Raw genomic sequence first — 25,350 nt, 5'->3', positions numbered from 1 at the left:
TATAAGCAGGGAATTTTTAGATTACAATCCAAGAACCTCTTCTAAATATAGAGCGATACCATCTTCTTCGTTTGTTAACGTTGTGTGGTTTGCGAGTGATTTTAATTCAGGGATCGCATTTCCCATTGCAATTCCATGACCAGCAAATTCGATCATTTCAAAGTCGTTATCCTCATCACCGAAAGCGATGATTCGCTCTTTTGGAATGTTGTAATGACCTGAGATTTTTTGTAATCCGACAGCTTTATTTAGTCCGCTTTTTACAATTTCAATAATTGGCCAAGGTGCACCCCATTTTCGATGGTCAATTACTTCAGCATGCATATCTGTTAAATGCTGACGAATTGCAGCGGAATGCTCGTCATGTGCGTCGATTAATAAGCAAGTTGGATGGTCGTTTAAAATATTTAATAAATCTCCTGTGAAAATCTTTGGAGAACCGAATTCAAAAATATGTTTTTTATCTTCATCAATTTCACGAACATACACATCATCCATGACTTCGGCATATACATTTTTCACGCCAAAATCAAAGCAAGCTCGGACGATTTCTTGCGCTGTTGAAAGTTCAAGAGGAGAGTGGTGTGTTCCCCAACTTGAATCAAGAGGGTGATGCACATAAGCTCCATTGAAGTTTACGATTGGTGTATTAAGACTAAGCTCTTTATAATAATCGTAACTAGCGCGGAATGGACGCCCTGTTGAAATAACGACAATATGTCCTTGTTCTTTTGCTTTTGCAATTGTGCTTTTAGTTCTTGGAGAAATTATTTTGTTGTCTGTTAATAGTGTTCCGTCTAAGTCTAATGCGATTAAATGTTGTTTGTTCATAATTTCACCTCTTATAATAATTTTTTTGTGTCTATCTGTATTTCCGTTTTTAATATGCAGAAATAAGAGGTTGGGCTAGGTGAAACCACCGTAGATGGAAGTTTCACTATATATCCATCTTACGTCGCAAAGTGCGGTGGTGTCCACTATTTCTCGCTGGAAATTAGGAAAAGTCAACATCTTTTTAGAAAGTTCAAACAATGTTTCTTTCATTATGTACAATTTGTGAAAAGGGTTACATTGCTTGGACGATGAGACATATAATGAGCATGTAATCTTCTCGTATATGTTTGACTCTCCTTTGAAACTAGCCTAAAGTTAGGTTGGTTTCTTTTTTTTCAACAAATATAACGGAAATTCCTGCTTAAGCTTGTGTAATTATATATATGTAAGTGGATAAACAGTAGTACTTGTTTCCTAAACATGACAGAAAAGCTTTCTTTTAAAATGGATATACTAATGAGGCAAGACGTCATGGAAGGAGAATGAAAATGGGACAAAATCGTAGGTTTCGTTCTGGGCAAAAAGCACCAAATGATGGTATTTATGTAGAAATTGGTGAAACGGGAAGTATGGTAAAGGATCCGCAAATGGTGAAATTAACTGTCGGGGAAAGGTTTCCAGAGAATACAAATCATAACCGTCAGTGGACATATAAAAGAAAACCGTAACAGAAGCCGCAATAGTTATTGCGGCTTTTTTGATTTGGAAAATGAATGTTACCTTGTTCTTTTTCCGATAATAAGTTTGAAATACATAAGCAAATTTATTGTATAAAAAAGTAAGTTGGCGTATAATCAAATCAAAGGTCAAAGAAAGTCAAACATTTGGAGGGCTGTAAAGATGGACTTAAATCAAATGACAACGAAAACACAAGAAGCGATTATGAGTGCTCAATCTTTAGCGGTATCTCATCATCATCAAGAAGTAGATACTGTTCATCTATTGCTTACATTATTAGAGCAGCAAGATGGATTAGCAGTACGTATTTTTCAAAAAATGAATGTCGATATAGAAGCATTAAAAACAGGTGTAGAAAGTTTAATTAAGAAAAAGCCTTCTGTAACTGGAGGCGGGGCAGAAGCAGGGAAATTGTATATAACGGGTGCTTTGCAACAACTGCTTGTTAGGGCAGGGGCTGAAGCGGGAAAATTGCATGATGATTATATTTCAATAGAACACGTATTACTTGCCTTTTGTGAAGAAAAGGGCGATATAAATCAATTATTTATAAAATGTAACATTACAAAAGATACTTTATTACAGTCTTTAATGACAGTTCGGGGGAATCAAAGAGTGACTAGTCAAAATCCAGAAGCAACTTATGAAGCGTTAGAAAAATATGGCCGTGATTTAGTGGCTGAAGTAAGAGCGGGGAAAATTGACCCTGTTATTGGCCGAGATAGTGAAATTCGCCGTGTAATCCGCATTCTTTCACGCAAAACGAAAAATAACCCTGTTTTAATCGGGGAACCAGGTGTTGGTAAAACGGCAATCGTTGAAGGATTAGCGCAGCGTATCGTGAAAAAAGATGTACCAGAAGGGTTAAAAGATAGAACAATTTTCGCTTTAGATATGAGTGCGCTCGTAGCTGGAGCAAAATTCCGCGGTGAGTTTGAAGAACGTCTGCAAGCTGTATTAAATGAAATTAAAAAAAGCGAAGGCCGCATTTTATTATTCATTGATGAACTTCATACAATTGTAGGGGCTGGTAAAACAGAAGGAGCAATGGATGCAGGAAATATGTTAAAACCAATGCTTGCTCGTGGTGAACTACATTGTATCGGGGCAACAACGTTAGATGAATATCGTAAATATATCGAGAAGGATCCAGCGTTAGAAAGACGTTTTCAACAAGTATTAGCAGAAGAGCCAACTGTTGAGGATACAATTTCAATTTTACGTGGTTTAAAAGAGCGTTTTGAAATTTATCACGGTGTAAATATTCATGACCGTGCAATTGTAGCGGCATCAGTGTTATCAGATCGATATATTTCAGATCGCTTTTTACCAGATAAAGCAATTGACCTTGTTGATGAAGCTTGTGCAACAATTCGAACAGAAATTGATTCTATGCCAACAGAATTAGATGAAGTAACGCGCCGCATTATGCAGTTAGAAATTGAAGAAGCTGCCCTTGGGAAAGAAAAGGATCTTGGTAGCCAAGAACGTCTAAAAACATTACAACGTGAATTATCGGATTTAAAAGAAGTTGCAAGTGGCATGAGAGCAAAATGGGAGAAAGAAAAAGAAGACATTCACAAAGTTCGTGACTTACGTGAACATTTAGAACGTTTGCGCCGTGAGTTAGAAGAAGCAGAAGGTAATTACGATTTAAATAAAGCAGCTGAGCTTCGCCACGGAAAAATTCCAGCTATCGAAAAAGAGTTAAAAGAAGCGGAAGAAATGGGCGCGCATAATAAACAAGAAAATCGTTTATTACGTGAGGAAGTAAGTGAAGAAGAAATTGCAGATATTGTTTCACGATGGACTGGTATTCCTGTCGCAAAACTCGTTGAAGGCGAACGCGAGAAATTACTACGCTTAGAGCAAATTTTATCAGAGCGTGTAATCGGACAAGAAGAAGCAGTAAGCTTAGTATCAGATGCAGTTCTTCGTGCTCGCGCTGGCATTAAAGATCCGAATCGTCCAATTGGTTCCTTCATATTCTTAGGTCCTACAGGTGTAGGTAAAACAGAGCTTGCAAAAACGTTAGCACAAACGTTATTTGATAGCGAAGAGCAAATGATTCGTATCGATATGTCTGAGTACATGGAAAAACACGCGGTGTCACGCTTAATCGGTGCGCCTCCTGGATATGTTGGATATGAAGAGGGCGGTCAATTAACGGAAGCAGTAAGACGTAAACCGTATTCTGTTATTTTGTTAGACGAAATCGAAAAAGCACATCCAGAAGTATTTAATATTTTATTACAAATGCTAGACGATGGGCGCATTACAGATTCACAAGGACGCACAGTAGACTTTAAAAACACGGTCATTATTATGACTTCAAATATTGGATCTGCGCATTTATTAGAAGGGTTAGAAGAGGATGGTTCTATTAAAGAAGAATCAAGAGACCTTGTTATGGGACAATTACGAGGACATTTCCGACCAGAGTTTTTAAACCGTGTCGATGAAATTATTTTATTCAAACCTCTTACAACGAATGAAATTAAAGGTATTGTTGATAAAATTGTAAAAGAATTACAAGGTCGTTTAGCTGACCGTCACATTACTGTAGAATTAACAGACTCTGCGAAAGAATTCGTTGTAGAAGCCGGCTTTGATCCGATGTACGGAGCTCGTCCATTGAAAAGATACGTACAACGTCAAGTGGAAACGAAATTAGCACGAGAATTAATTGCAGGAACGATTACTGACAATAGTCACGTAGTTGTTGATGTAGAAAATAACGAATTAGTCGTTCATGTGAAATAAAAAAAGAGTTCGGATAAAATCCGGACTCTTTTTAGTGTTGTTCTACTGGCTCGTTTGGAATTGCAGCTGAAATCGCTAATACTAATACCGCAAGAACAACTGAGAAAATAGACGCTTGGTTAAAATCGTATGCACCGCCAGTCATAGAGCCGATTACATAGCTCATCATATGTACAAGCAAGAACGACCAAATTAATGCCCAAATAAAACGCATATTTTACACCTCTATTCGTTCAATCTGTCCTTATTGTAACACAATTGAAAAAAGAATATAGAAAAATATTTGTAGATTTTTCAACGCAAATTTGCATTCTGTTCATACAGTATAAAAGAGTGGTTTTATACGTTTAGAAAATAAGGCGGGAGAAAAATGAGTATTACGGAACGTTTCTTTTACTTAGAAAAAGAACCATGTGTAATTTATTTACCGGAGAAGCCAAATGGATTTTCTGTTATACTCCTTGGGGACTATAACTATTTCATTGAGAATGGTACAAGTTTATGGACACAGCATGCGGGAAGAGCTTGTTTTTTAAATGGCCTTATTGAAAGGGGCTACACGGTCTTTTCATCTAATTTATACGGAAGGCATTGGGGAAACGATCAATCTGTTCGTCTGGCAAAGCGTTTATATGATGTCATTCTAAGAAAAGAGACATTAAATGTGAAAATGCACATTATGGCAGATGGTATGGGGGCGCTTGTAGCGCTTGAGATGATGAACAAATACCCTGAATGTATACGATCTGTCGTTATGTTAAATCCTTGTTTAGATTTACCAGAATATGTGGAATTTGAGAAGGAACACAAGTTTTTTTATAAAAGATTAGTTAAAGAATTAAGTTTGGCATACGAGTCAAAAGAAGCAGAGTTGGAATCAAAAATAAATAAGAAATCATTTGCATATCTTCCTTCTTGTGTACCGGTTAAAATTTTCGTATCCACACAAGAAAAAAGAGGGAGAAAACAATTATTGCGTAAATATGAGCAAATGAGGCAATTAAAACAATGTGATACCTCTGTCTTATTCCATCTACAAGATGTGAAATATAAAATGGTTAGGCAAACGTGTGATTTCTTTAAAAAATATGAAGAAGAATTGTGAAGCTCCCATATACATAAATGAGGAGCTATTTGTTTAAAGGAGAAAGGGCTGGTGATATGAAACGCGTGCTTATTATAGGTGCACTTACGTTTGTAGGTTATCACCTTGTGAATAAAATGATCGCAGAAGAAGTGGAAGTGTATGGGCTTGATTTTGATGATTTAGATGGTATGACGAAAATTAATGAAGAGAAATTATTTTTAATTGGACGAAATGCGTTGTTTACGTACTATTCTATCAGGGATGAAGACGGATGGCGGGTAGTAGAAGAAGATAGTTTTGATACGGTTTACTTTTGCTTGTATGAGCCGAATCAGCAAAGTGGGTTTCGGAATGAAAGGGTCATATTACAATATTTAAAGCGTATTGTAAGGCTGTGTGAAAAAAATAAGATAAAGTTAAATTTAATTTCTTCTATTGAAATAGGGAGCACTGAAGAATCCGAAAATAAACGTCTATTTTCGAAAGTAGAAGAAGGGTTGAAGAAAAGAGAACTGCAATATAGTGTATTTCGAGTTCCTACATTATATGGACCGTGGCAACCATCATTTATGATGTATCATCAGCTCATCTTATCAGAACTCGATGAGAAAGAGTGTCATTGTATGAATGAAGAAAAAGGAAGCGATTTACTTTACGTTGAAGATGTATGTGAATACTTATGGGAAAATGGAACGAATATAAAGCATCTTGGTGTATATAATTTACTTAGTGGAAAAGAAGCATTATGGGAAAAAGGTATGACCCTGTTGCATGCAGATGATAAAGTAAATAAAAAAAATGTGGAAGTAAGAGATGAAGCTATAGAGATTATTTCTATTAAAAGAAACACACCATTAGAATTCGGTTTAAATAAACAATTGGCACATATGAAAAAATATAAAGAGTTATACGAGGGCTAAAACACGTGTTACACTATTGTATGGATAATGGAATGAGAGCTTTTTATAGAGAGGAAGACATAATATGAATGAAAAAAGCATGCAATTTTTACAAATCGCGATGAAGCATTTACCAGAAGCAAAGGCAATTTTAGATGATAACGGAATTGCACTTGATATGGAGAAAGCACAGCCGGTGTTAGAGTTATTGATGAAAGTAATGAGCGAAGCATATGAGCTTGGGAAAGCGGATAAAGAATAAAACCAAAACCTTCTTTTTTGGAGGGGAGAGAGGCTCGAACCGTGAGAAGAAGCGGTTAGGGCTTTTTTTGTCTCGAGCGGGGAAAATCAGAGGGATGAGGTAGTTGAGGGGAGAGAGGCTTGAGCCGTGAGAAGAAGTGGTTAGGGCCTTTTTTTGTCTCGGGCGGAGTAAGGTCAAAAGTATGGGGAAGTTTATCTTTTGAAAGGACAGGGATTTTTCCGTTTCTTTTAATGAAAAATAAAGTTGATAATACGTTGGTTTTATTTTTTTAGCTGAAATATATTCTAGACAAAAGTACATTTATGTTTTAAAATTAGTACCAAGTCATAATAATTGATATAAAACGGAGGGCTGCGATGTGAACGTAGGCATTTTAGGGATCGGAAGATATGTGCCAGAAAAAGTAGTCACAAATCACGATTTAGAGAAAATCGTAGATACATCTGATGAATGGATTCGTACGAGAACGGGAATTGCAGAAAGACGCATTGCCGATGATACAATAGATACGTCATATATGGCGGTAGAGGCTTCTAAAAAAGCACTTGAAGATGCAGGGGTTAGCGGAGAGGATATCGATCTTATTTTAGTGGCAACAGTAACGCCGGATCGCTCATTCCCAGCAGTTGCTTGTGTAATCCAAGAAGCGATTGGCGCAAAACATGCAGCTGCAATGGATTTAAGCGCAGCGTGTGCGGGCTTTATGTACGGAATGATTACAGCGCAGCAATTTATTCAAACTGGAACTTACAAAAATATATTAGTAGTTGGTAGTGACAAACTATCTAAAATTGTAGACTGGAATGACCGAAATACAGCAGTACTATTTGGGGACGGAGCAGGCGCTATCGTAATGGGAGCTGTTTCGGAAGGAAAAGGTGTACTTTCATTCGAATTAGGAGCGGACGGAAGTGGCGGTAAGCATCTTTATCAAGACGAGTATGTTATGATGAACGGACGAGAAGTCTTTAAATTTGCTGTTCGTCAACTTGGTGATTCTTGTCTGCGCGTGTTAGAAAAAGCAGGACTTACGAAAGAGGATGTGGACTTTTTAGTACCGCATCAAGCGAATATTCGTATTATGGAATCTGCAAGAGAGAGATTAAATTTACCGAAAGAAAAAATGAGTATGACAATTGAAAAGTTCGGTAATACATCGGCTTCTTCAATTCCAATTGCAATGGTAGAGGAATTGCAAAATGGACGTATTCAAGATGGTGATTTAATTATACTAGTCGGTTTTGGCGGCGGCTTAACATGGGGAGCAGTAGCTCTTCGTTGGGGTAAATAAGGACTGAGAGAAAAAAGGAGTGTATTTTGTATGGAAAAAAAGAGGGTCGTAATTACAGGATTAGGTGCTGTTACACCAATCGGAACAGATGTTGAAACAGCTTGGGAAAATATTAAAAACGGTGTATCTGGAATTAGAAGACTTACAAGAATAGATCCAGAACTGTTTCCAGCAAAAGTAGCAGCAGAAATTAACGACTTTGAAGTCGAAAAATATATGGATAAAAAAGAAGCTCGCCGTATGGACCGTTTTACGCAATATGCAGTAGCAGCAGCGAAAATGGCAGTTGCAGATGCGAAGCTTGAAATTACAGAAGAAAATGCCCCACGCATTGGTGTATGGGTAGGTTCTGGTATTGGTGGTATGGAAACATACGAAGAACAATTTAAGATTTTTACTGAAAAAGGTCCGCGCCGTGTGAGTCCATTTTTCGTACCAATGATGATTCCAGATATGGCAGCAGGTCAAGTATCAATTGCTACAGGAGCGAAAGGAATTAATACTTGCTCTGTAACAGCTTGTGCATCTGGGGCAAACTCAATTGGTGATGCATTTAAAGCCATTCAGCGCGGTGATGCCGATGCAATGATAACGGGGGGAGCAGAAGCACCGTTAACAAGTATGGCATTCGCTGGATTTTGTTCAGCGAAAGCATTAACATTTAATGAAGATCCAGCAACGGCTTGCCGTCCGTTCGATAAAAACCGTAGCGGTTTCGTAATGGGTGAAGGATCAGGAATTCTTATTCTTGAAGAATTAGAGCACGCATTAGCACGTGGTGCTCACATTTATGCGGAAATCGCTGGTTACGGTGCAACTGGTGATGCGTTCCATATTACAATGCCTGCTCCTGGCGGTGAAGGTGGAGTTCGTGCGATGCGTCAAGCTTTAGCTGATGCAGGTCTAGAGCCAGAAGATATTGATTACATTAATGCACATGGTACAAGTACAGATGCAAATGAAAAGTATGAAACGATGGCAATTAAAGAAACTTTCGGTGAGCATGCATATAAAGTAGCAATTAGCTCGACGAAATCAATGACAGGTCACTTATTAGGAGCGGCTGGTGCTGTTGAAGCGATCTTCTCTATTAAAACAATTACAGACGGAGTGATTCCTCCGACGATTAACTATGAAACGCCAGATCCAGATTGCGATTTAGATTACGTACCGAATAAAGCGAGACAACAAGAAGTAAACACAGTATTAAGTAACTCACTAGGATTCGGTGGTCATAACGCAGTATTAGTATTTAAATCGTATAAATAATAGATGAAATAAGGTGTTTTTTCGTAACATATTGCGAAAAAACACCTTATTTATTTTTACGCCTTTTTCTCTTTTTGCATATACATAAGAAAAAGGAGGGATAAAGATGGGGGTTATTGAAACAGCCGAGTGGTTACATCTATATTATGGACGTCCAGAAAAGATTTGTGAGAAATTTACGAAGTATATTCCATTGCCAAAAGAGAGGCTGTATCGCTTTTTAATCTCTAAAGGTATGTATCGCCCAGTAATGCGGGGAGAACAGGAAATTAAAGAATTAGAGAAAAAAGAAATTTGGAAAGAACTTAGCATGGAGTATGAAAAATTGAAAAGTTGGCTAAAAGGGCCAGATGTCCCTATCTTTATTTTGTTATCAGATTCCTATAATCGAACTGTACAAGAAGAGTATAACGGGAAGGCTGGCTTATCTATGCGCCACGTTATTTTCTTATTCGTATGTGGACGGAATTCGGTGGAAGAATTAAAAGTGTTATTGACACATGAATATCACCACATATGCAGGTTACATCAAATTGAGACGAAAGAAACGGAATATACATTACTTGATACGATGATTATGGAAGGATTAGCTGAGCAGGCAGTAACGGAAAGATATACAGAAAAAAATAATGCACCGTGGACGACGTATCTTTCAAAAGAAGAAGCGATTTATTATTGGCAAAACGTTGTACAAGAAAGAATAAGCATAAAACGAGGAACAAAGGAGCATGACATTTTATTAAATGGACTTCATTCCTACCCGAAAATGCTTGGCTATGCACTTGGATTTTATATTGTAAAAGATTGTGTAGCGTTTGAAGGAGAAGATACACTTTCTTTATTATCTATAGATGCGAAAGAAATATTGAGTAAAGCAAATACATTTCATGTTTCATGAAAAAACAGGAGCTATATCTCCTGTTTTTTTAATATTATAGAAGAAAAAATAATAATTAGAATATATTTCCTAAAGTGGAATAAAGTTAAGCAAAAATGAACATAATGATTGGTACAAACAGTAGTGAAGTGAGGGGTAGAGAATGTTATATCTGCATGATGTATGGGTAAATTGGTTTGAAGGTGAAGAGAATGGGTATAACGTTTGTCATTTTTACGAATGGCGGAAAGATGATACGATTGAGCTATTAGATCAAGTGCCATTATTAAAAGTAGATTCTACATTATATCATTACATCGAGAACGAATTGTTAGAGCTTCCGCAAAAATTATTGGAAGACGTACATCATAAGGCTTATATTCGTAAAAATCACGAACGTTTGCAACAAGAGTATTGTTTTGTTGTTACAGATGGAAAAGGAATTATTGCGATTGATTCAATCGGCTATAATGTGCCAATTAGAAAAAGTAGGCTTATACCTCGTCAAGAACAGATGGTATATGAGATGGTAGAAAATGTGCAGGCAGAAAAGTATGAGTTCCAAGTGGAAAAAATTGAAAAAGAACATCACATTTTATCGCCGTCGCCTTTCATCATGAACGGCCTAACTCGTAAAGAACGACAGTTAAAACAATTATTATTTATGGCGTTAGATCAATTACATACAACGAAAAATCCAGCTGAAATTCGCTATTGGTTCACAGAGTGGGATCCATCAGCGTACGGAATGGTCCAACATATGGAGTTTGAAGATGTTTGGGCTAAGCTTTATGATGAAGCGAAAGCGGGATGGTCCGAGAAGCACGAGCAATTATGTGAGCGCTTAGTGAAAGGACAGCCGTTTTTTGAAAAGTTATGGGAAATGGAAAATGAGCAGAAGGTAAATTAAAAAACCGCCAATTGGCGGTTTTTTTTTGGAGTCGGCAAGCTCTTCGTGTCTAAGAACCTTCCGCATAAGAAGACAAAAAGCGTCTTTTATGCGAAAGAACCTTAGCTAATCAGAGCTGAACGAGCCGCTTCCGCTTTATAATGAAATCCAGCTCCGGCTCCTAACCCTTCGCGTCTAAGAGCCTTTCCCACGAGAAGGCAAAAAGCACCTCCTGTGGGAAAGAACCTTATCCGTCAGGGCTAAACAGTCGCCTCCGCTTTATAAGTTTAATCCAGCTCCGGCGGCAAGAATGTTCGGTGGTTTCGCGGCCTTCCTGCGAGGTAAAAAACACCTCCACGTCAGGAGCTCCATCCCCCTCACATTCTGAACGAGCCGCCCCCGCTTTATATGTTATCTACGTTTTCTGCTTAGTCCCATTGCGTTTTCTACTTTGCGTAGTTGTTTGAATGCAACTCGATTTGCTTTTTCGGCACCTTTGTCTAGAATTTCGTCTAGTTCTGGGGAGTTGATTAGTTCGTTATATTTGTCTTGGATTGGGCGAATTGCTTCCACAACTACTTGTGCTAGGTCACCTTTGAAGTCGCCGTATCCTTTTCCATCGTACATTGCTTCTATTTCTTCAACTGTTTTGCCAGAGAATGAAGAGTAAATTGTTAATAAGTTAGAAATTCCAGGTTTGTTTTCTTTATCAAATTTAACGATACCTTCAGAGTCAGTTACGGCACTTTTAATTTTCTTTTCGATTGTTTTTGGCTCATCAAGCATACTGATCATTGATTTTGGATTCGGATCAGATTTACTCATTTTTTTCGTAGGTTCTGTTAATGACATAACGCGAGCTCCTACTTTTGGAATACGAATTTCAGGCATTGTGAAGATTTCACGGTAACGTTTGTTGAAACGTTCTGCTAGATCACGTGTTAATTCGATATGTTGCTTTTGGTCGTCACCAACTGGTACGATTTCTGTGTTATAAAGTAAAATATCAGCAGCCATTAATGGTGGATACGTAAGTAATCCTGCTGGAACTGAATCTCTTCCAGAAGATTTATCTTTATATTGTGTCATACGTTCTAATTCTCCAACGTATGCAACAGATTGCATAATCCATCCTAGCTGAGCGTGTGCTGGTACTTCTGATTGTACAAATAAAGTAGCTTTTTCAGGATCGATGCCGCATGCAACATATAGTGCAGCAAGACTGCGGATGTTTTTGCGAAGTTGTACAGGGTCTTGAGGTACTGTAATTGCATGTTGGTTTACGATACAGAAATAGCAGTCGTGTTCGTTTTGAAGCTCTGTAAATTGCTTCATAGCCCCTAAATAGTTTCCAAGTGTAATCGTTCCGCTTGGCTGAATACCAGAAAAGATAACTGACATAAGTAATTCCTCCTAAAATTGAATGTGTGATGGGGAAGAGAAGGCATACAAAAAAGCCCATTCATCCCAAATTACATAGGGACGAATGGACCGCGGTACCACCCTAATTATTTCACAGCTGTGAAATCTCTCAGATCCATAATAACGTCTGGATATAACGCCAAAGCCTACTACTCTCGGTTCGGTTTGGTGCTCAAAAGCCCATTCCATATTGTACAATTACTTGTTCACACCAGCCACAAGCTCTCTGAAATTGCTTCAATATGTACTCTTCTTTATCATCGCATACATATAAATTTATTTATTTTTAACTGAGCCCTTTTAATATGAAAGAACTAAAGTTTTATAACAAAATGTTTTGCTGATTATTATATCATATGGAATAGTGTTTGCAAACTACATCAAAATAGTAAAGCTAATGAGAGTCGAGAACAACCCAAGCACGATACCAGTAATACAAATCGGATACGTCCATTTGAATGAATATGTTTTATAAATACGTTCTTTCTTATCGATAGGTTCCTCTGCTTCTTCAATTAAAGAGTCAATTTTTTTATTCGTACCAAATACTCTTTGGAATGCGTAAATTGTTACGTTAAAAAATCCATTTTGAAATATGAATAAAAAACCACCTATAAGAATAAAAAACAATGCGATATAGAATGAGATGTTGACAAAATTCAACAAAAACTGAGAAGAAACGAGGAATGCGCCAACACTAGAAGCGATTATCGCTACAAAAAATAGTATACAAGTATGAAAAAAAACTTTATTCAAAATATTCCCCTCCGTCAAAATATTACTAGAATTATTATACTATAAAAGTTATAATAAGTAATATAAATAATTTTTTGAAAATTATACGCAATTGAAGTTCTAATTTCAAGATGATGGTATCAATGTTAACGTATTCCTTTACGGAAAAATAAAAATATTAACATTTTATTAAAAATTTTAACAAAAAAACAAAAAACTATATTCACAATCGTCATATTATATGTATAATGAAAATTGTAGAAACTTGGAGATTATTCTTTCAATTCTACTTTTTTACAAGTGAGGGTACAGGAAGTGCAATTAGGGGAGGCAACACAACATGAAGAAAAAGATACCGTTATTACTTGCATCAACTTTAACTGCAAGTATGTTGCTTGGCGCGTGTAGCTATCAGAAAGAGGACGCTAAAGCAAAAGGAAAAGAAACCGCTACTAGTAGTAGTAACGGAAAACAGATTCTTAATTTAACAGAGTTATCTGAAATTCCATCAATGGATGCATCGTTAGCGTCAGATTCTGCGTCTTCAACAGCATTAAATAATACGATGGAAGGTTTATATCGTACTGGCAAAGATCAAAAGAGAATGCCTGGGGTTGCTGAAGATGTACAAAAGTTGGACGAGGGTAAAAAATACATATTCAAATTAAGAAAAGATGCGAAATGGTCGAATGGGGAACCTGTAACAGCGAAAGATTTTGTGTATTCATGGAAAAGAGCAGTAAATCCAGATACAAAGGCGACGTATTCGTACATTATGTTCGATATTAAAAATGCAGAAAAAATTCATAAAAGAGAATTACCAGCTGACCAATTAGGTGTAAAAGCGATTGATGATTATACATTAGAAGTGGAATTAGACAATCCAGTTCCTTACTTTATTGATTTAACAGTTTATCCAGTATTTTACCCACTAAATGAAAATTTTGTGAAATCACAAGGTGATAAGTTTGGTTTAGAGGCAAATACAACATTATATAACGGGCCATTCGTTATGAGTGATTGGAAACATGAACAAAGCTTCCAATTTAAGAAGAACCCATCATATTGGGATAACAAAACGGTTAAAATTGAAGAAATTAATTTCAATATTGTAAAAAACACATCAACTGATGTAAATTTATATGAGACAAATGCGATTGATCGTGCGGTTCTAACATCGGAATTTGTTGATAAGTTTAGACAAAATCCAGAGTTCCAAACACGAAAAGAAGCTGGAGTTGCCTATTTAAGATTTAATCAAAATAATAAGTATTTAAGTAATAAAAACTTAAGAAAAGCAATTTCGATGTCCTTTGACCGTGATAACATTGCAAAAGTTATTTTAAACAACGGTGCAATCGGTGCTTACGGATTTGTTGGAAAAGATTTCGCTGAGGGTCCGAATAAAAAAGACTTCCGTGCTGAAAATGGAAATCTAGTTGAAACGGATTCAAAAGAAGCGAAAAAACTTTGGGAAACAGCGAAGAAAGAGCTTGGCACTGATAAAATCGAACTAGAATTCTTAAGCTTTGATAATGAAGATGCTAAAAAAATTGGCGAATTCTTAAAAGGTGAGATGGAAAAGAACTTACCTGGTTTAACGATTAAAATTAAACAGCAGCCATTCGCGCAAAAAAATAAGTTAGAAGACTCTCAGCAATATGATATGGCGTTTGGTATTTGGGCTCCAGACTTCCCAGATCCAATCTCATATTTAGATATGTTTGTTACGAATGGTTCACAAAATAAAACAGGATATTCTAATCCGAAATATGATGAGCTAATTCTAAAAGCAAAAACAGATACAAAAGATTTACAAGCTCGCTGGAACAACCTTTTAGAAGTAGAGAAAATATTAATTAAAGAGGATGCAGTTATTGCTCCGATCTTCCAAAAAGGTTCAGCATATGTGGTAAAAGGTGCTGTAAAAGATATTATCCCAATTAATTATGGTGGTAAATTAACTTACAAATGGGCATCTGTTGAACAAAAATAATCTTTTTTCCATCGTTTACAAGGGTATATGCCTATGATGGGCATATGCTCTTATTTTAAAAAAATAAAAGTAAGAATATTTAAAACTATCTTATTGCTTTTGAGAAAAACGGGGAGGTGCTTGACTATGGGACGTTATGTATTAAAACGTTTCGTGTACATGGCTTTGACATTATTTTTAATTACTACACTGACTTTCTTCTTGATGAAATTGCTTCCGGGTTCTCCGCTTAAAAACCAGGAGAAACTATCGCCGGCACAAAAAGAAATCATTCTTGAAAAATATGGTTTAAATGATCCAGTGCCAGTTCAATATGCACGTTATTTAGGTAACTTAGCAAAAGGTGATTTAGGGGTATCATTCCAATATGATAACCGCCCAGTAACAGATATGATTGTGGATCGTATTGGACCATCGGCACAACTTGGTTTACAAGCGATTATATTAGGATCATTTATCGGGTTAATTTTAGGAATCGTTGCGGCACTTCGTAACAATACGTGGGTGGATTATGGTGCAACAGTTATTTCGGTACTCGGAATGTCGGTACCATCATTCGTATTCGCCGCATTACTACAATATTTCGTAGGGGTAAAACTTGGTTGGTTCCCAGTAGCATTCTGGAAAGGACCAGAGTTTACTGTAATGCCTACAATTGCATTATCGATGTCAGTTATCGCAACAATCGCACGTTTCTCTCGTGCAGAATTAATTGAAGTTATGCAGTCTGACTATATTTTAACAGCGAAAGCAAAAGGGATTAGTCAAGGCGTTATCATTGTAAAACACGCACTTCGTAACGCGTTAATTCCAGTTGTAACAATTTTAGGACCAATGGTTGCGGCATTAATTACAGGAACACTTGTTATCGAGCAAATTTATGCTGTACCTGGACTTGGGGAACAATTCGTTAAATCGATTACTTTAAATGACTATACAGTTATTATGGGAACTACGATTTTCTATAGTGCAATCTTCATTTTAGTTATTTTCATTGTCGATATTTTATACGGAATTATTGATCCTCGTATTCGTTTAGCGGGAGGGAAAAAATGATGAAAGATGTACAAAAATTATCTCCAGATTTATTTCAACAAGCCAATCAAAATAATGTTGATAATGAAGTCATTGCCCGTCCAAGCTTAACGTTTTGGCAAGATGTAAGAAGACGTTTGTTCCAACATAAAGGTGCGATGCTTGGCCTTGTATTATTAGTACTCATTGCACTATTAGCGATTTTTGGACCGATGGTAAGTAAACACTCGTATAAAGAGCAAGATTTAGGTCGTGCGAAATTACCACCAAAAATTCCAGTTATTGAAAATGTTCATTGGTTACCATTTGACGGTACAGATCAATATGGTGTTGACCAATATGCAAAACGTGATATTAAAGAGTACTTCTGGTTTGGTACAGATGATCTTGGCCGTGACTTATGGACAAGAACATGGGAAGGTACACGCGTATCATTATATATCGCTCTATTAGCAGCAGCAATTGACTTAGTAATTGGGGTTGCATACGGAGGTATTTCAGCATTCTACGGCGGTAGAGTAGATAATATTATGCAACGTATTATGGAGATTATCAACGGTATTCCATACTTAATCATCGTTATTTTAATGGTAATCATCATGGGATCAGGTATTTGGTCGATTACACTTGCGATGGCGATTACAGGCTGGATAGGGATGTCGCGGATTGTTCGTGGACAAATCTTAAAGTTAAAAAACCAAGAATATGTATTAGCATCTCGTACATTAGGTGCAACAAATACACAATTAATTGTGAAACATTTAATTCCAAACGTAATGGGACCTATCATCGTAATGACAATGTTTACAATTCCATCAGCGGTATTTGGTGAAGCGTTCTTAAGTTTCATCGGTTTAGGAATTCAGCCACCATTTGCGTCACTTGGTTCTCTTGTAAATGATGGGTATAAATCTATTCAAACGTATCCACATATGATGTTCATCCCTGCGGTTGTCATCAGTATGTTAATTCTAGCATTCAACTTAATGGCAGATGGATTACGCGATGCGTTAGATCCAAAAATGCGTAAGTAAAAGAGGGGAGAGGCAAAAATGAAAACATTGTTAGAGGTAAAAGATTTACAAGTCTCCTTTGATACACATGCAGGTGAAGTACAAGCAGTGCGCGGCGTTACTTTTGATTTAAAAAAAGGGGAAACATTAGCGATTGTAGGAGAGTCTGGTTCTGGGAAATCAGTTACTTCTAAAGCGCTAATGGGTTTAATCCCAAATCCTCCAGGCCGTATTAAAAATGGAGAGATTGTATTTGACGGTCGTGATTTAACGAAATTAACGGAAAAAGAAATGCAGCAAGTTCGTGGTAAAGATATCGCAATGATTTTCCAAGATCCAATGACATCATTAAATCCAACGATGACAATTGGGAATCAAATTATGGAAGGTCTTATTAAACACCAAGGGATGAGTAGAGGAGACGCACGTAAAGTTGCGTTAGAATTAATCGACCTTGTAGGTATTCCAAATCCAGAAGCGCGTTTAAAACAATATCCTCACCAATTCTCAGGTGGTATGAGACAGCGTGTAGTTATTGCGATGGCGTTAGCTTGTAATCCGAAATTATTAATTGCCGATGAGCCGACAACAGCACTAGACGTTACAATTCAGGCGCAAATTTTAGAGCTTATGAAAGACATTCAGCAAAAGACAGAAGCAGCAATCATTTTCATTACGCATGACTTAGGTGTAGTAGCAAACGTTGCTGACCGAGTTGCGGTTATGTATGCTGGTAAAGTTGTTGAAATTGGAACTGTAGATGAAATTTTCTACAACCCAAAACATCCGTACACATGGGGATTAATCGCATCTATGCCAAGTTTAGATGGCTCAGAGGAAGAGTTATACGCAATTCCCGGAACGCCTCCAGATTTATTGAAACCGCCAAAGGGTGATGCTTTTGCACCACGTAACCCGCAGGCACTGAAAATTGATTTTGAAATGGAACCACCTTTATTTAAAGTAAGTGATACACACTATGCGGCAACTTGGTTACTTCATGAGCAAGCTCCAGAAGTAAAACCGCCGGCAGTCGTTGAAAAACGCATTCTTCAAATGAAAGCAGGTGAACAACATGACTAAACAACGTGAGAAATTAATTGAAGTGAAAAATGTAAAGCAGCACTTTGACGTGAGTGGTGGTGTTGTCAAAGCGGTTAATGATATTTCATTTGATATTTACCGCGGAGAAACATTTGGTCTTGTAGGAGAATCGGGTTGTGGTAAATCGACAACTGGAAGAACGATTATTCGTTTATATGATGCAACTGCTGGTGAAGTGTTGTTCGATGGTGAAAATGTACATGGTAAAAAATCACGCGCAGAATTGAAGAAATTCAACCGTAAAATGCAAATGATTTTCCAAGATCCATATGCATCATTAAATCCTCGTATGACAGTAGGGGATATTATCGCAGAAGGTATTGATATTCATGGATTAGCGAAAAGCAAAAAAGAGCGTATGGACCGTGTTCACGAGCTGTTAAATACAGTTGGTTTAAATAAAGAGCACGCAAACCGTTTCCCGCATGAATTCTCAGGTGGACAACGTCAACGTATCGGTATCGCTCGTGCACTTGCTGTAGAACCTGAATTTATCATTGCCGATGAGCCAATCTCAGCACTTGACGTATCGATTCAGGCGCAAGTTGTAAACTTGCTAAAACAGTTACAAAGAGAAAAAGGCTTAACATACTTATTCATTGCCCATGATTTATCGATGGTAAAATACATTAGTGATCGCATTGGTGTAATGTACCGTGGTCAAATCGTTGAGCTGACAACAAGTGAAGAGTTATATGCGAATCCAATTCATCCATATACAAAATCACTATTATCAGCAATTCCGCTTCCAGATCCAGATTATGAGCGCAATCGTAAACGTATCGTATACGATCCATCTCAGCATGAATACGGTAGCGAAGTACCAACAATGCGTGAAATTCGCCCAGGACATTTCGTACTATGTTCTGAAGTAGAGTATAAGAAATATAAAGAAATCTATCAATAAAAAAGTAGAGCCATTCTTCTGTTACGGGAGGATGGCTCTATTTTTTGTAATAAAGTGAAACTTTAATCAGTGGGGTTTTGTTCATCCCCCACTGATTATTAGTTGAACCAATCGGGCGTTTACGGGCAGTTGATCTCCCACCTAACTTCCTCGCATTCTCCGAATTTTGAGGTGGGAGTCTTACTGCCCGTTAATGCGGGATAAAAGTAAGAGAAATGAGTTAATAGTAGTTATGTTGAGAAGGTTTGGCTTGTTCATGAGGGAATGGATTGGTTCTTAAAACCAGATGAAAAAGTATTAAGTAATTTTTCGATGTGTACTGCTGTCACTACTAATTAACTTAATTTAAACTATTAAAAAAGGAACTTTCTATGAGTTCTTTTTCTACTATATAAAACATTTCTATTGTCAATATTTGTCGGTAAATCGATATATTTAAAGAACCGCTGATATAAATTGAGTTACGGTCGATATATTTTGGAAATCGTCGATATATTTCGAGTTGCGGTCGATATATTCGAAAAACCGCTGATATAATTTCATTTACTGTGGTGATACCCTATAAAACGTACGTTTTATAGGGTATCACCTTTATATTTTCTACCGCGCTTGAACAGAAGCACTATCTTCTTGTTCATCCGGTTTAACAAGTGCATAATTTTCCCACGCTCTACTTCTCCAACGGAAGAACATAATAATCGCCCGAGTCCATTCGTCGATAGCAATCGCTAGCCAAATACCAACGAGACCCATATCTAATTGAAAGACGAAAAAGTAGCCGAGCGGTAAGCTCATTAACACCATGGAGAATGCTCCGATTAAAACTGGATATTTCGCATCACCAGCTGCACGAAGGGAATTAATGATGACGATGTTCATCGTCCGTCCTGTTTCAAGTAGTACACTTAGTAAAAGAACGCTTGCCCCTAGAGAGATAATATGGGGATTATCCGTAAATAGTCCCATTAATTGTGTGCGGAATGTAACAACGAGAATGACCATAAATAAAGTTACACCAATCGCCCATTGTACACTTTTCCATACACGTGTGTACGCTTCATCCTTTTCATTTCCGCCAACTAGGCGTCCAACGATAATAGCTGTTCCCATACCGATAGCAATGGCGAATAAATAAGTGAACATAGAAATGTTAGTAGCGTATTGTCTAGCAGCTAACGATTCTGTTCCTAAGTATGTTGCGTAGTATAGGAAGACGATTTGGCAAGCTTGGTACATTACTTGTTCAAATGCAGATGGAATGCCGATCTTTAAAATTTTTCCAACGTATTCTTTTGATAAAGTGAAGTAGTATTGTAATTTCACGCGATATTCCATAACGCGATACAGTAACCAGAAGAATACAATAAGTGCGATTAACCGGCTGACGGCGGAAGAAATAGCTGCCCCTTGCACACCAAGTTCAGGGAAACCGAATTTCCCAAAAATGAGTACGTAGTTTCCGGCGATATGAATAATATTCATTCCAAGTGAAATAAACATCGCTTGCTTTGTAAAGCCGTGTACGCGGATAATTGCAGCTAATGAGTTAATAATAGCTTGAAGAAAAATGGCTCCCCCGACGATGGATAAATAGCTTTGCGCGTACGTTAATACATCACCTTGTAAGTTCATTGCCATCATCATATGTTTTGAAAATAAAAGAAAACCGGCACTTATAACGAGACCGACTCCTAAATTTAATGTTACTGCTAATGCTGATATTTTGGATGCTTCCATAAAGCGTTTAGAACCGAGGTATTGAGATACGACGATAGCTGCGCCATTCCCGATGACTTCTAGTACTAAAATAGCGATATGGAGGTATTGATTTGCTGCACCAACCCCAGATACAGCATCGTCTGATAATGCACTTAACATGAAAGTATCAGCGATCCCCATCAGCATAAAAAGAAAAACTTCTAGAAAAATAGGCCATGTTAATAAGAATAAACTTAATTTTTCTGTTGGCCCGTTTTTTGCGCGAATTGCTGTCATGTCCGTCCCCTCTTTACCGATATCTATTTTTAGCAAAGTGTATCGTAACACACTTTCATATCCTTTGCACTCATTTTAGCCTACATATTTTCAATATGAACGAACCTTCATTTTATGACAAAAAAAGAAGAATAATTATACGTAAGATATAATGAGATATAAATTTTGCTATTCTCTGATAATTTAAAAAACTATAAAATTTGTTATTTTTAACACTTAAGTGCAATAAAAACGTAGTATGAAACGTTTACAAAAAACAACAAGTGTTAACAGAAAATTTTAATAAAATAGAAATATAAATATACAAAGAATATATTTGTGTGTATAATATGAATTATTAGAACATACATATATTTCTTTCTGTTTGAAAATGAAAGGGCTAACATTTTTTTGGAGGGTGGAAGTATGAAAAAAAAGATACCAGTTTTTGTAGCATCAACAGTAGCAATGAGCATGATTTTAGGGGCATGTAGTTATCAAAAAGATGAACCGCAAGCAAGCGCAAAAGGGGATAGCGGTAAAAGCGGTGCTAAGCAAGTTATAAACTTAGTTGAAACACAAGAAATTCCAACGATGGACCCAGCATTATCAGCTGATGCAGTTTCTTCGAAAGTAATGAACAATACGATGGAAGGTCTATACCGCCTTGGAAAAGATGATAAATTAGTTCCAGGTGTAGCGAAAGAATTCCAAAAGTCAGAAGACGGTAAAAAGTATACATTTAAATTACGTGAAGATGCAAAATGGTCAAATGGTGATCCTGTAACGGCGAAAGATTTCGTGTATGCATGGCAAAGAGCAATTAATCCAGATACAGCTGCGAAATCAGCGTATATTATGTACGATATAAAAAATGCTGAGAAAATTAATAAAAAAGAGATGAGTCCAGACCAATTAGGCGTGAAAGCGATTGATGATCATACATTAGAAGTAGAATTGGATAATTCTATTCCATATCTTGTTGATTTAATGGTCTATCCGATCTTCTATCCTGTTAATGAAAAGTATGTGAAAGAGCAAGGGACGAAGTTTGGTTTAGAAGCAAATACAACACTTTATAACGGTCCATTTACATTAAGTGATTGGCAACATGAACGTAGCTTTAAGATGACAAAGAGCCCATCATATTGGGACAATAAAGAAGTGAAGCTTGAGGAAGTAAACTTTAATATTGTAAAAGATACGTCTACGCCAATTAATTTATATGAAACAAACGCAATCGATCGAGCAACATTATTAGCAGAATTCATCGATAAATATAAAGGAAAACCAGATTTTAAAACAGTAGAGGATACATCTGTATTCTTCCTTCGTTTAAATCAAAAAGACCCAGCTTTAGCAAATAAAAATATTCGTAAAGCAATTTCACTTGGTTTTGACCGTAAACCATTCGTTGATACGTTATTAAATAACGGTTCTAAGCCAGCGACGGGATTAATTCCTGACAATTTCATTAAAGGACCGGATAAAAAAGATTTCCGTGCTGAAAATGGAGATATTGTAAAACCGAATGTGAAAGAAGCGAAAAAGTATTGGGAAGCTGGTAAAAAAGAGCTTGGTAAAAATGAAATTGAATTAGAGCTATTAAATGAAGACGTTGAATTATCGAAGAAAACTGGTGAATATTTAAAAGGTGAGTTAGAAAAGAACTTACCAGGTTTAACAGTGAAAATTAAACAACAACCATTCGCGCAAAAATTAAAATTAGAAGATGCGGGCGATTATGTAATGTCATTCTCTGGTTGGGGTGCAGACTTCCCAGATCCAATTACATACCTTGATATGTTTGTAACTGACGGAGCGCAAAATAAAATGAAGTATTCTAATCCGAAGTACGATGAGATAATTATGAAAGCGAAAAAAGATGGAAGCGATGTAAATGCTCGCTGGAAAAACTTACTTGAAGCAGAAAAAATGTTACTTGATGACGCAGCGATTGTTCCAGTATATCAACGTGGTAGAGCATATTTACAAAGAGAAACAATTAAAGATATGTACAACCATAAATATGGCCCCGATGTAAGCTTCAAATGGGCATCAGTAGGGAAATAAGAAAAAAAGCAGGTAATTACCTGCTTTTTTTTAATACGTACGTTTTTTATAAATACCTTTTCCACCAACTTGGTTCCAGCCGGATTGTACATCTAAACTTTTGTTAACAAACTTCATTTTTTCTTTCCCACCAAAGAGTTTTTCACCGATGCTATTTGTAATGACACCAATCAATGCTGTTATTCCGATGATGAGGGCAGCAACAATGACAAAATCAACAAAATAAGCAATCATATGCAAATTCCCCCTTTGCCTGTATATATTTATTTTATGAGATAAAAGATAAAAAAGAAAGAAATGTCAGAAAAATATTTAATTTACTTTAGAAATCGTATGGACATGAGTGAAGAGATTTGTTAAAGTAAGAACAAACGTTCCTTTTGTTTTAACCTTGAGAGTCTTACATTTCTCAATTGTTTTGTTGGAAAAAGGTAAGAAGACGTTATCTTTTTTATAGGGGAAGATTATGAAAATGTAATTGTATATTAAGTGAAAATTATTGTGGAAAGCAAGTGTCAAAAGGGTTGAGGATCGTTGTTAAAGGACAGTTAAAGTGAGTGTAATCATGTTACATAGCAGTGGAATACCAGGAAGAGTTTTCTCAACTAGCAGTAAATTTACTGTATATTTCTTGCAAAAACTATTGTATAATGATTATAGAAGTTACTTATTAAAAGTAATTGTTGTTTGTAATAAGTTGTTGCTTACATGAACTGCGATTTTTTTACTTTGCTATAAGACAAGTTATTGTGAAGAATTGCTGAAGTTAGAAATTTAAACTGTAATTAGTACAGAATTTGTACTCTTTAAGGAGAGTGAGCTTTGTATGGTAACATTATATAGTTCTCCAAGCTGTACGTCTTGTAGAAAGGCGAAATTATGGCTAGAGGAAAATCATATTCCTTATACAGAACGTAATATTTTCTCAGATCCATTAACGATTGAGGAAATTAAAGAAATTTTACGTATGACAGAAAGCGGAACGGATGAGATTATTTCTACTCGTTCAAAAGTTTTCCAAGAATTGAATGTGAACTTAGAGTCTTTACCACTTCAAGATTTATATAAGATGATTCGTGACTATCCAGGTATTTTACGTCGTCCAATTATGATTGACGAAAAACGCCTTCAAGTAGGTTACAACGAAGACGAGATCCGTCGTTTCTTACCACGTACAGTAAGAACGTTCCAATTACGTGAAGCACAACGTCTTGTAAATTAATTATAATAATATGAAAACCTTCTACCTATTATATAGTAGAAGGTTTTTTTTTACTGTTTAACATTGCGTAATCGCACTTGTTGAACGATAAGGCCTATGCATAAAACGGTGAAAATGAACAAATAAGGGATACTTGCGGTGAAACTAGGATTATGATAGAAAAACGTTGCAAGTTTGTCTTCATGTGTAATCATTTTTCCTGCTGTATAGGCGAGAACGGCTGCCCCACCATAAATGAGAAATGGAAAGCGTTCCATGAGTATTAAAATAAGTTTGCTTCCCCAAATGATAATCGGGATAGAAATGAATAAACCGATTATTACGAGTAAAAATCTTCCGTGGGCTGCTCCTGCAATGGCAAGAACATTATCAAACCCCATAACGAGATCTGCGAATACAATTGTACGTACAGCTTGGAATAAAGTCGTTTTTCCTTGGATAGAAGAAAGGTCATTGTTATTATCAGTTAGTAAATTTACCGCGATTAATGTGAGTAAAATTCCGCCAATGAGTTGTAAGAATGGGATATCGAGTAAATAGACGGCTAGTATTGTGAGGAGAATTCGTAGCACGATTGCTAAAATAGTACCAATCAAAATGGCTTTATTTCGTTTTTCTTCAGGTAAATTTCGGCTAGCTAGTGCGATGACAATTGCGTTATCGCCACCTAGTACAACATCGATACCGACAATCATTAGTACAGATGTTAAAAACTCTAAGTCCATTCGTCTGCCTCCATTTATGATGTTTTAATAAGCGAAATATATGTATGTGATGAAGAAAGTTTGTCTAGTTTTTCCCGCGTACTTGGGGGACTAAATAATCTCCTCTAATAGATGTTTCACTTTATTACAGTGTACGGGCGAATATGGAAATGTATGTCCAAATTTTTTGTGAACAGTGAATTGGTGTCATGATATATTTGTCACGCTATCTGGGGGCTAATCATCTGAGGATGAACAAAACCCCCACTGATTAAAGTTTTACTTTATGTAAGCAGCTGAATGAAGGTAGGCATAT

The 25,350-nt window shown here is 36.6% G+C and carries 23 protein-coding genes and 1 other annotated feature; of the genes, 16 read left to right on the top strand and 7 right to left on the bottom strand.

What is annotated here, in order from left to right:
- Positions 1-21: 21 nt before the first annotated feature.
- Positions 22-831 carry a Cof-type HAD-IIB family hydrolase gene (locus tag ACTFQM_RS09595; protein ID WP_440034150.1) on the bottom strand — a complete coding sequence of 270 codons (810 nt, stop codon included), beginning with the start codon at positions 829-831 and terminating at the stop codon, positions 22-24.
- A 491-nt stretch (positions 832-1,322) separates the two neighbouring features.
- Between ACTFQM_RS09595 and ACTFQM_RS09590 the strand changes: the two genes are divergently transcribed.
- Together ACTFQM_RS09590 and clpB are read left to right on the top strand one after the other, a co-directional pair.
- The gene (locus ACTFQM_RS09590) at positions 1,323-1,502 is read left to right on the top strand and encodes a YjzC family protein (protein WP_002170820.1); all 180 of its coding nucleotides are present in this window, start codon (positions 1,323-1,325) and stop codon (positions 1,500-1,502) included.
- A gap of 172 nt (positions 1,503-1,674) precedes the next feature.
- A complete protein-coding gene (gene clpB / locus ACTFQM_RS09585) occupies positions 1,675-4,275 on the top strand; it encodes an ATP-dependent chaperone ClpB (protein ID WP_440034149.1) in 2,601 nt (866 codons plus the stop codon).
- A 31-nt stretch (positions 4,276-4,306) separates the two neighbouring features.
- On the opposite strand, the gene ACTFQM_RS09580 is transcribed toward clpB, so the two are convergent.
- Entirely contained in the window at positions 4,307-4,489 is a 183-nt protein-coding gene (locus ACTFQM_RS09580) for a YjzD family protein (RefSeq protein WP_002170822.1), read from the bottom strand.
- 156 nt (positions 4,490-4,645) lie between these two features.
- Here ACTFQM_RS09580 and ACTFQM_RS09575 point away from each other — a divergent pair, with 156 nt between their 5' ends.
- The 7 genes from ACTFQM_RS09575 to ACTFQM_RS09545 all read left to right on the top strand — a co-directional run bounded on the left by ACTFQM_RS09575 (position 4,646) and on the right by ACTFQM_RS09545 (position 10,870).
- Positions 4,646-5,380: an alpha/beta fold hydrolase gene (locus ACTFQM_RS09575; RefSeq protein WP_440034148.1), complete on the top strand. Its 735-nt coding sequence runs from the start codon at positions 4,646-4,648 to the stop codon at positions 5,378-5,380.
- A 29-nt stretch (positions 5,381-5,409) separates the two neighbouring features.
- Complete coding sequence (locus ACTFQM_RS09570) at positions 5,410-6,282, top strand: NAD-dependent epimerase/dehydratase family protein (RefSeq protein ID WP_440034147.1); 873 nt, start codon at positions 5,410-5,412, stop codon at positions 6,280-6,282.
- A 64-nt stretch (positions 6,283-6,346) separates the two neighbouring features.
- Positions 6,347-6,523: a ComZ family protein gene (locus tag ACTFQM_RS09565; RefSeq protein ID WP_001003336.1), complete on the top strand. Its 177-nt coding sequence runs from the start codon at positions 6,347-6,349 to the stop codon at positions 6,521-6,523.
- Positions 6,524-6,881: 358 nt separating this feature from the next.
- Positions 6,882-7,814 carry a beta-ketoacyl-ACP synthase III gene (fabH, locus tag ACTFQM_RS09560; protein WP_002170826.1) on the top strand — a complete coding sequence of 311 codons (933 nt, stop codon included), beginning with the start codon at positions 6,882-6,884 and terminating at the stop codon, positions 7,812-7,814.
- A 30-nt stretch (positions 7,815-7,844) separates the two neighbouring features.
- Positions 7,845-9,083: a beta-ketoacyl-ACP synthase II gene (gene fabF / locus ACTFQM_RS09555; protein ID WP_440034146.1), complete on the top strand. Its 1,239-nt coding sequence runs from the start codon at positions 7,845-7,847 to the stop codon at positions 9,081-9,083.
- A gap of 106 nt (positions 9,084-9,189) precedes the next feature.
- Positions 9,190-9,981: a DUF2268 domain-containing protein gene (locus tag ACTFQM_RS09550; RefSeq protein ID WP_048369674.1), complete on the top strand. Its 792-nt coding sequence runs from the start codon at positions 9,190-9,192 to the stop codon at positions 9,979-9,981.
- 142 nt (positions 9,982-10,123) lie between these two features.
- Complete coding sequence (locus ACTFQM_RS09545) at positions 10,124-10,870, top strand: YjbA family protein (RefSeq protein WP_002170829.1); 747 nt, start codon at positions 10,124-10,126, stop codon at positions 10,868-10,870.
- 390 nt (positions 10,871-11,260) lie between these two features.
- Here the strand turns inward: ACTFQM_RS09545 and trpS are convergent, their stop codons facing one another.
- Entirely contained in the window at positions 11,261-12,250 is a 990-nt protein-coding gene (gene trpS, locus ACTFQM_RS09540; protein ID WP_002170831.1) for a tryptophan--tRNA ligase, read from the bottom strand.
- 74 nt (positions 12,251-12,324) lie between these two features.
- Positions 12,325-12,541, bottom strand: a binding site (T-box leader).
- A 105-nt stretch (positions 12,542-12,646) separates the two neighbouring features.
- Positions 12,647-13,027 carry a DUF3899 domain-containing protein gene (locus ACTFQM_RS09535; RefSeq protein ID WP_002170832.1) on the bottom strand — a complete coding sequence of 127 codons (381 nt, stop codon included), beginning with the start codon at positions 13,025-13,027 and terminating at the stop codon, positions 12,647-12,649.
- A gap of 319 nt (positions 13,028-13,346) precedes the next feature.
- Between ACTFQM_RS09535 and ACTFQM_RS09530 the strand changes: the two genes are divergently transcribed.
- The 5 genes from ACTFQM_RS09530 to ACTFQM_RS09510 all read left to right on the top strand — a co-directional run bounded on the left by ACTFQM_RS09530 (position 13,347) and on the right by ACTFQM_RS09510 (position 19,061).
- Positions 13,347-15,002 carry a peptide ABC transporter substrate-binding protein gene (locus ACTFQM_RS09530; protein WP_002170833.1) on the top strand — a complete coding sequence of 552 codons (1,656 nt, stop codon included), beginning with the start codon at positions 13,347-13,349 and terminating at the stop codon, positions 15,000-15,002.
- A 126-nt stretch (positions 15,003-15,128) separates the two neighbouring features.
- Positions 15,129-16,058, top strand: coding sequence for an oligopeptide ABC transporter permease (gene opp3b / locus ACTFQM_RS09525; protein ID WP_071717628.1), 930 nt, complete (start codon positions 15,129-15,131; stop codon positions 16,056-16,058).
- Complete coding sequence (opp3C, locus tag ACTFQM_RS09520; protein ID WP_048369665.1) at positions 16,055-17,071, top strand: oligopeptide ABC transporter permease; 1,017 nt, start codon at positions 16,055-16,057, stop codon at positions 17,069-17,071. Before opp3b ends, opp3C begins: the two co-directional genes overlap by 4 nt.
- Before the next feature lie 18 nt (positions 17,072-17,089).
- Complete coding sequence (locus tag ACTFQM_RS09515; RefSeq protein WP_000854341.1) at positions 17,090-18,133, top strand: ABC transporter ATP-binding protein; 1,044 nt, start codon at positions 17,090-17,092, stop codon at positions 18,131-18,133.
- Complete coding sequence (locus ACTFQM_RS09510; RefSeq protein WP_440034145.1) at positions 18,126-19,061, top strand: ABC transporter ATP-binding protein; 936 nt, start codon at positions 18,126-18,128, stop codon at positions 19,059-19,061. Before ACTFQM_RS09515 ends, ACTFQM_RS09510 begins: the two co-directional genes overlap by 8 nt.
- A 600-nt stretch (positions 19,062-19,661) precedes the next feature.
- Here the strand turns inward: ACTFQM_RS09510 and ACTFQM_RS09505 are convergent.
- Positions 19,662-21,107 (bottom strand): MATE family efflux transporter, encoded by a 1,446-nt coding sequence (locus ACTFQM_RS09505; protein WP_440034144.1) that lies wholly within the window; start codon positions 21,105-21,107, stop codon positions 19,662-19,664.
- A gap of 354 nt (positions 21,108-21,461) precedes the next feature.
- Between ACTFQM_RS09505 and ACTFQM_RS09500 the strand changes: the two genes are divergently transcribed.
- Positions 21,462-23,108: a peptide ABC transporter substrate-binding protein gene (locus ACTFQM_RS09500; protein WP_440034143.1), complete on the top strand. Its 1,647-nt coding sequence runs from the start codon at positions 21,462-21,464 to the stop codon at positions 23,106-23,108.
- Between the two features lie 30 nt (positions 23,109-23,138).
- On the opposite strand, the gene ACTFQM_RS09495 is transcribed toward ACTFQM_RS09500, so the two are convergent.
- Complete coding sequence (locus tag ACTFQM_RS09495) at positions 23,139-23,342, bottom strand: hypothetical protein (RefSeq protein ID WP_002170839.1); 204 nt, start codon at positions 23,340-23,342, stop codon at positions 23,139-23,141.
- Between the two features lie 592 nt (positions 23,343-23,934).
- Between ACTFQM_RS09495 and spx the strand changes: the two genes are divergently transcribed.
- The gene (gene spx, locus ACTFQM_RS09490; protein WP_000258267.1) at positions 23,935-24,330 is read left to right on the top strand and encodes a transcriptional regulator Spx; all 396 of its coding nucleotides are present in this window, start codon (positions 23,935-23,937) and stop codon (positions 24,328-24,330) included.
- A 50-nt stretch (positions 24,331-24,380) separates the two neighbouring features.
- Here the strand turns inward: spx and ACTFQM_RS09485 are convergent, their stop codons facing one another.
- The gene (locus ACTFQM_RS09485) at positions 24,381-25,055 is read right to left on the bottom strand and encodes a TerC family protein (RefSeq protein WP_440034142.1); all 675 of its coding nucleotides are present in this window, start codon (positions 25,053-25,055) and stop codon (positions 24,381-24,383) included.
- Positions 25,056-25,350 lie beyond the last annotated feature (295 nt).

It is taken from the genome of Bacillus cereus group sp. MYBK30-2 (genome assembly GCF_051915945.1).
In the GTDB taxonomy this organism is placed as follows: Bacteria; Bacillota; Bacilli; order Bacillales; family Bacillaceae_G; genus Bacillus_A; species Bacillus_A paramycoides.
The sequence above is the reverse complement of the archived record's forward strand: the minus strand, read 5'-3'. Positions and strand labels throughout refer to the sequence as shown.

Excerpts from the sequence above, each read along its gene's own strand:
- ACTFQM_RS09545 (WP_002170829.1), top strand. The coding sequence starts at position 10,124 with ATGTTATATCTGCATGATGTATGGGTAAATTGGTTTGAAGGTGAAGAG.
- ACTFQM_RS09595 (WP_440034150.1), bottom strand. The coding sequence starts at position 831 with ATGAACAAACAACATTTAATCGCATTAGACTTAGACGGAACACTATTA.
- opp3b (WP_071717628.1), top strand. The coding sequence starts at position 15,129 with ATGGGACGTTATGTATTAAAACGTTTCGTGTACATGGCTTTGACATTA.
- ACTFQM_RS09590 (WP_002170820.1), top strand. The coding sequence starts at position 1,323 with ATGGGACAAAATCGTAGGTTTCGTTCTGGGCAAAAAGCACCAAATGAT.
- ACTFQM_RS09500 (WP_440034143.1), top strand. The coding sequence starts at position 21,462 with ATGAAAAAAAAGATACCAGTTTTTGTAGCATCAACAGTAGCAATGAGC.
- opp3C (WP_048369665.1), top strand. The coding sequence starts at position 16,055 with ATGATGAAAGATGTACAAAAATTATCTCCAGATTTATTTCAACAAGCC.
- clpB (WP_440034149.1), top strand. The coding sequence starts at position 1,675 with ATGGACTTAAATCAAATGACAACGAAAACACAAGAAGCGATTATGAGT.
- ACTFQM_RS09530 (WP_002170833.1), top strand. The coding sequence starts at position 13,347 with ATGAAGAAAAAGATACCGTTATTACTTGCATCAACTTTAACTGCAAGT.
- ACTFQM_RS09550 (WP_048369674.1), top strand. The coding sequence starts at position 9,190 with ATGGGGGTTATTGAAACAGCCGAGTGGTTACATCTATATTATGGACGT.
- ACTFQM_RS09510 (WP_440034145.1), top strand. The coding sequence starts at position 18,126 with ATGACTAAACAACGTGAGAAATTAATTGAAGTGAAAAATGTAAAGCAG.
- trpS (WP_002170831.1), bottom strand. The coding sequence starts at position 12,250 with ATGTCAGTTATCTTTTCTGGTATTCAGCCAAGCGGAACGATTACACTT.
- ACTFQM_RS09485 (WP_440034142.1), bottom strand. The coding sequence starts at position 25,055 with ATGGACTTAGAGTTTTTAACATCTGTACTAATGATTGTCGGTATCGAT.
- ACTFQM_RS09515 (WP_000854341.1), top strand. The coding sequence starts at position 17,090 with ATGAAAACATTGTTAGAGGTAAAAGATTTACAAGTCTCCTTTGATACA.
- ACTFQM_RS09575 (WP_440034148.1), top strand. The coding sequence starts at position 4,646 with ATGAGTATTACGGAACGTTTCTTTTACTTAGAAAAAGAACCATGTGTA.
- ACTFQM_RS09580 (WP_002170822.1), bottom strand. The coding sequence starts at position 4,489 with ATGCGTTTTATTTGGGCATTAATTTGGTCGTTCTTGCTTGTACATATG.
- spx (WP_000258267.1), top strand. The coding sequence starts at position 23,935 with ATGGTAACATTATATAGTTCTCCAAGCTGTACGTCTTGTAGAAAGGCG.
- fabF (WP_440034146.1), top strand. The coding sequence starts at position 7,845 with ATGGAAAAAAAGAGGGTCGTAATTACAGGATTAGGTGCTGTTACACCA.
- ACTFQM_RS09565 (WP_001003336.1), top strand. The coding sequence starts at position 6,347 with ATGAATGAAAAAAGCATGCAATTTTTACAAATCGCGATGAAGCATTTA.
- ACTFQM_RS09495 (WP_002170839.1), bottom strand. The coding sequence starts at position 23,342 with ATGATTGCTTATTTTGTTGATTTTGTCATTGTTGCTGCCCTCATCATC.